The 5,210-nt window shown below is 72.9% G+C and carries 8 protein-coding genes and 1 pseudogene; 7 read left to right on the forward strand and 2 right to left on the reverse strand.

Annotation, left to right across the window (positions count from 1 at the left end; all coding sequences use genetic code 11):
- The 7 genes and pseudogenes from E1267_RS45130 to hypE form a co-directional block, all read left to right on the forward strand.
- A pseudogene (locus E1267_RS45130) lies at window positions 1-556 on the forward strand (hypothetical protein); the annotation flags it as partial.
- Window positions 553-1,458: a hydrogenase maturation protease gene (locus tag E1267_RS42395; protein WP_246064695.1), complete on the forward strand. Its 906-nt coding sequence runs from the start codon at window positions 553-555 to the stop codon at window positions 1,456-1,458. The pseudogene E1267_RS45130 and the gene E1267_RS42395, both read left to right, overlap by 4 nt.
- 11 nt (window positions 1,459-1,469) lie before the next feature.
- Window positions 1,470-1,577: a DUF6893 family small protein gene (locus E1267_RS48150; RefSeq protein WP_425465130.1), complete on the forward strand. Its 108-nt coding sequence runs from the start codon at window positions 1,470-1,472 to the stop codon at window positions 1,575-1,577.
- A gap of 6 nt (window positions 1,578-1,583) precedes the next feature.
- The gene (locus E1267_RS42400) at window positions 1,584-1,949 is read left to right on the forward strand and encodes a hydrogenase maturation nickel metallochaperone HypA/HybF (RefSeq protein ID WP_132341768.1); all 366 of its coding nucleotides are present in this window, start codon (window positions 1,584-1,586) and stop codon (window positions 1,947-1,949) included.
- Window positions 1,927-2,199, forward strand: a complete 273-nt coding sequence (locus tag E1267_RS42405; RefSeq protein ID WP_132341770.1) for a HypC/HybG/HupF family hydrogenase formation chaperone — start codon at window positions 1,927-1,929, stop codon at window positions 2,197-2,199. Before E1267_RS42400 ends, E1267_RS42405 begins: the two co-directional genes overlap by 23 nt.
- A 24-nt stretch (window positions 2,200-2,223) precedes the next feature.
- A complete protein-coding gene (gene hypD, locus E1267_RS42410) occupies window positions 2,224-3,369 on the forward strand; it encodes a hydrogenase formation protein HypD (protein ID WP_132341772.1) in 1,146 nt (381 codons plus the stop codon).
- Window positions 3,366-4,439, forward strand: coding sequence for a hydrogenase expression/formation protein HypE (gene hypE / locus E1267_RS42415; protein ID WP_246064697.1), 1,074 nt, complete (start codon window positions 3,366-3,368; stop codon window positions 4,437-4,439). Before hypD ends, hypE begins: the two co-directional genes overlap by 4 nt.
- On the opposite strand, the gene E1267_RS42420 is transcribed toward hypE, so the two are convergent.
- Together E1267_RS42420 and E1267_RS46050 are read right to left on the reverse strand one after the other, a co-directional pair.
- Window positions 4,422-5,021 (reverse strand): D-sedoheptulose-7-phosphate isomerase, encoded by a 600-nt coding sequence (locus E1267_RS42420; RefSeq protein ID WP_132341774.1) that lies wholly within the window; start codon window positions 5,019-5,021, stop codon window positions 4,422-4,424. The genes hypE and E1267_RS42420 overlap by 18 nt on opposite strands.
- Window positions 5,018-5,210, reverse strand: a 193-nt coding sequence (locus tag E1267_RS46050) for a HypC/HybG/HupF family hydrogenase formation chaperone (protein ID WP_220449937.1), incomplete at its 5' end; no start/stop codon positions are given. The genes E1267_RS42420 and E1267_RS46050, both read right to left, overlap by 4 nt.

Here is a 5,210-nt window from a genome sequence, read left to right on the forward strand (position 1 = left end):
GGCGGGGATGGTGGTGCGCAGCTGGGAGGCACTGAGCGGCCGGATCGAGGTGAGCGCGCGGCGGCTGCGGCCCGATCTGTTCGTGCTCGCCGTCGAGGTGGTCAACACCACGCCCTGGGGTCCGGGAAGCCGCGCCGACGCGCTGCGCCGCACGCTGGTGTCCGCGCACACCGTGCTGCACGCGCCGCGGGCCCGGTTCGTCTCGCTCACGGATCCGCCGCCGGAAATGCGCGAGCACGCCGGAGCCTGCCGCAACGAGGGCGCCTGGCCGGTGCTGGCGGGACCGCCCGGCGACCGTCACACCGTCCTGGCCTCGCCGATCATCCTCTACGACCACCCGGAGATCGCGCCCGAGAGCCCCGGTGACCTGTTCGACAACACCGAGATCGACCAGCTGCTCACGCTGAGCGTGCTGGCGCTCAGCGACGGGGAGCGGCAGGAGATCCGCGACGGCGACCCGCGCGCCCGCGCGATCCTCGACCGCTGCACCTCGCTCGCCCCCGAGGACCTGATGCGTCTGCACGGCCTCATGCGCAGGACGGAGCCACGGGCATGAACGACTTCTGGACGCGGATGGCCGGGCGCGGCCCCGGCGAGGTGGTCGTGGACGGGACGGTGGTCGGCCCGGGCAGCCTGGTCCGGCTGCGGCCGCGCAACCGGACCGACGTCTTCGACCTCGTCCTCGGCGGCCAGGTGGCCGTGGTGGAGAGCGTCGAGCAGGACGACGCGGGCGCCCTGCACGTCGCGGTCACGCTCGCCGACGATCCCGGACGCGACCTGGGCGAGGCGCGGATGCCCGGGCACCGCTTCTTCTACTCCGCCGAGGAGATCGAGCCGCTGGGCGAGCACGAGGAGCGGCCCGGCGGCGCCCGGGTCCTGGTCGCCGGCATCGGCAACGTCTTCCTCGGCGACGACGGATTCGGCGTGGAGGTGGCCCGCCACCTGGCCGCCGGGCCCCCCGTGCCGGAGGCGGACGTCGTCGACTTCGGCATCCGCGGCATGGACCTGGCCTACGCGCTCCAGCGTGCGTACGCGGGCGTGATCTTCGTGGACGCCGCGCCGCGCGGCCACGCCCCCGGCACGCTCACCGTGCTCGAACCGGACCTGCCCGGCGACGCGCCCGCGGGCGGGCCCGTGGAATGGCCCGTGGAAGGGCCCGTGGAAGGACCCGTGGAAGGACCCGTGGAAGGACCCGTGGAAGGACCCGTGGAAGGACCCGTGGAAGGACACGGCATGGATCCGGTGAGTGTCCTGCGGCTGGCCCGGCGGATGGGCCGCCTGCCCGCCCGGGTGCGGGTCGTCTGCTGCGAGCCGGTGACCGTCGAGGAGGCGCTGTTCGAGCTCAGCGAGCCGGTGCACGCGATGGTCGGGGCGGCGGCCGGCCTTGTGAAGTGCCTGGTTATGGAAATGATTGCGGAAAACGCCGGGCCGGGTTCCCGCGATCCGCTCCCACGGTGAGGTGATGTGAGATGTCGAAGAAGCGCCTGGTGAAGCTGGTCGCGCTCGGCGGGCTGGTGGCGGTCGTCGTCCACCAGTGGCCGGAGATCCACCGGTACATGAAGATCAAACGAATGTAGGGCGGCATGCACGAGATCGGGATGTGCGAGGGCCTCGTCGAGCTGATCGAGCGGCGGGCGGCGGGCAGGCGGGTCACGTCCGCCCGGGTGCGGGTAGGCGCCCGCCACGCCGTCGTGGACGACGCCTTCGGGCAGGCGTTCACGCTCGCCGCGGCCGGCGGCACCGCCCAGGACGCCGTGGTGGAGCTGATCATCACGCCGATGACGGTCGGCTGCCGCGCGTGCGGCTGCCGTACCGAGTCGGTCGATCCGCTGGCGGCCTGCCCGCTCTGCGGCGACGAGGGCGTCGACCTCACCGGCGGTGACGAGCTGGTCCTGGAGTCGGTCACCTTCGGCGAGGAGGCGGCCGATGTGTCTCGGCATCCCGGGTGAGCTGGTCGAGTTCGGCCAGGAGCACGAGGACCTCGCCGTCGTCGACGTGAGCGGCGTGCGCCGGCGCGTCAACGTGGGCCTGCTGGCCGACGAGGGACTGCGGCCCGGCGACTGGGTGCTCGTGCACGTCGGGTTCGCGCTGTCGAAGATCTCCGAGCGGGAGGCGCAGGCGGTGCTCGACTACCTGCAGGGGCTGGGGCAGCCGTACGAGGACGAACTGGACGCGCTGCGCGGCTCCGACATCGTGTAGCCGGGACGACCATGGGGGAGAGCGATGCGGTTCGTCGATGAGTACCGCGACGCGGGCCGGGCGCGGGCGCTGGCCGGGCGGATCGCCGAGAGCTGCCGGCCGGGGCGCCGGTACACGTTCATGGAGGTGTGCGGCGGGCACACCCACACCATCTACAAGCACGGCCTGGAGGATCACCTGCCGTCCGAGGTGAGCCTCGTGCACGGCCCCGGCTGCCCGGTCTGCGTGATCCCGATGGGCCGGGTGGACGACGCGATCCACATCGCCCGGCAGCCGGACGTGATCATGACGTCGTTCGGCGACATGATGCGGGTGCCGGGTGGTTCCGGTTCGTTCCTGGATGCCAAGGCCGCGGGGGCCGACATCCGGATGGTGTACTCCCCGCTCGACGCGCTGAAGATCGCGCGGGCCAACCCGGACCGGCGGGTCGTGTTCATGGCCATCGGCTTCGAGACCACCGCGCCCTCCACCGCCATGACCGTGTTGCGGGCCGCGGCCGAGGGCCTCGGCAACTTCTCCGTCTTCTGCAACCACGTCATGATCATCCCGGCGGTCAAGGCCATCCTCGACTCGCCCGACCTGCGCCTCGACGGGTTCATCGGCCCCGGTCACGTGTCGGCGGTGATCGGCTGCCGGCCGTACGAGTTCATCGCCCGCGACTACCGCAAGCCGCTGGTGGTGGCCGGGTTCGAGCCGCTCGACATCCTCACCTCGGTGCACATGCTCCTCGGGCAGCTCGCCGAGGGCCGCTGCGAGGTGGAGAACCAGTACGCCCGCGTGGTGCCCTGGGACGGCAACCGCATCGCGCTCTCGGCCATGGGCCAGGTGATGCGGCTGCGGCCGCACTTCGAGTGGCGCGGGCTCGGCTTCATCGCCCATTCCGCGCTCGCCATGGCCGGCGAGTACGCCGCCTTCGACGCCGAACGCGTCTTCGACCTGCCCGGCCTGCGCGTCGCCGACCCGAAGTCGTGCCAGTGCGGCGAGGTGCTCAAGGGTGTGCTCAAGCCGTGGGAGTGCAAGGTGTTCGGTACCGCCTGCACCCCGGAGACGCCGATCGGGACGTGCATGGTCTCCTCCGAGGGCGCCTGTGCCGCGTACTACAACTTCGGGCGGTTCAGCCGCGAGCAGATGAGCGCTGCGGCGCGGGAGCAGGAGGCGAGCCGGCCGTGACCCGTGAGCAGCAGGTGCTCGACCGCATCGAGCGGATGCGGCGGCGCAAACCCGTCGTCAGGGAGGAGCGCATCACGCTCGCCCACGGCGCCGGAGGCAAGGCCACCCAGACGCTGATCGAGGCCGTGTTCCTGGAGGCGTTCCGCAACCCGATGCTCGCGCCGCTGGACGACGGCGCGCTCGTGCGGCTCGGGGACGGTCCCGTGGCCTTCACCACCGACTCGTACGTCGTCTCGCCGCTGTTCTTCCCCGGCGGCGACATCGGCGATCTGGCCGTCAACGGCACCGTGAACGACCTGGCCATGTGCGGGGCCCGCCCGGTGCACCTGTCGGCGGGTTTCATCCTTGAGGAGGGCTTCCCCGTCGCCGACCTGCGGCGCATCACCGCCTCCATGGCGGCGGCCGCGGAGCGAGCGCAGGTGACGATCGTCACCGGTGACACCAAGGTCGTCCAGCGCGGCAAGGCCGACGGCTGCTACGTCACCACGGCCGGGGTCGGCGTCGTCGAGGAGCCGGTCACGCTGTCGGCCTCCGGCGCGCGGCCGGGTGACGCGGTCATCGTGTCGGGCCCGATCGGCGCGCACGGGGCGGCCATCATGCTGGCCAGGGACGACTTCGGCATCGAGGCGCCGATCACGTCCGACACCGCGCCGCTGCACGGCATCGTCGCCGAACTGATCAAGGCGCTGCCGCGGCACGTCAGGACCCTGCGGGACGCCACCCGTGGCGGGGTGGCCACGGTTCTCAACGAGGTGGCCCGCGCGTCCGAGGTCGCCGTGGTGCTGGACGAGGAGCGGATCCCGGTACGCCCGGAAGTGACCGGAGTGTGCGAGCTGCTCGGCCTCGACCCGCTCTACGTCGCCTGCGAGGGCCGCTTCGTGGCCGTGGTCGACGGCGAGCACGCCGGGCAGGCCCTCGACACGCTGCGCGCCCATCCGCTGGGTGCCGACGCCGCGATCGCCGGCACGGTCACCGCCGACCCGCCGGGCCTGGTGCTGCTGCGTACCGCCTTCGGCGGCACCCGGGTGGTCGACGTGCTGGTGGGCGATCCGCTACCGCGCATCTGCTGACACCAGCTCGGCCAGCACGTGGTAGAGCGTCGCCTGCGCCTCCTGGATCCGGTGCACCGACGACGACGGGACGACGAACAGGTGCTCGGCGAGCCGTTCCTCGGCCATGCGCCCGCCTCCCGAGCCCGCGAAGCCGACGGTCGTCATGCCCATGCTCCTGGCCTGGACCAGGCCGCGTAGCACGTTCGCCGAGCCGCCGCTGGTCGACAGCGCGCACGCGATGTCGCCAGGACCGCCCAGGGCGGCGAGCTGGCGGGCGAACACCACGTCGAAGCCGACGTCGTTGCCGAGCGCCGTCACGAGCGCCGCGTCGCCGGTCAGCGACACCGCCGGCAGGCCGCGCGCGGTGCACAGGCCGGCCACCGACTGCGCGTCCGTGCTGCTGCCGCCGTTGCCGAAGGCGAACAGCCGCCCGCCGCCGCGGAACGCCGCCGCCAGCTCCGCGGCGGCCACCGCCAGCGGCGCCATCAGCTCGTCCAGCACCCGCCGCCGCAGTTCCAGGCTCTCCCGGGCCTTCTCCTCGGTGGACGCCCGCACGTCCAGCGGGTCGCGCCGCAGGAACGGGTACATCGTCCCGGTCATGCGCCCGCCCTCTCCACCACGGCGATCGCCTCGCCCGCGTGCACCAGCACCGTGTCGCCGACACGCGCCTCCACCAGTGCCACGCTGATCTCCTCGCTGGTCCCCTCGCTGGTCCCCTCGCTGGTCCCCTCGCTGGTCTCCTTGGTGACCGCGCCCGCGCCCGCGCCCGCCCCCGCGCCCGCGTCGGCC

This window comes from Nonomuraea longispora, assembly GCF_004348345.1.
Lineage (GTDB): Bacteria > Actinomycetota > Actinomycetes > Streptosporangiales > Streptosporangiaceae > Nonomuraea > Nonomuraea longispora.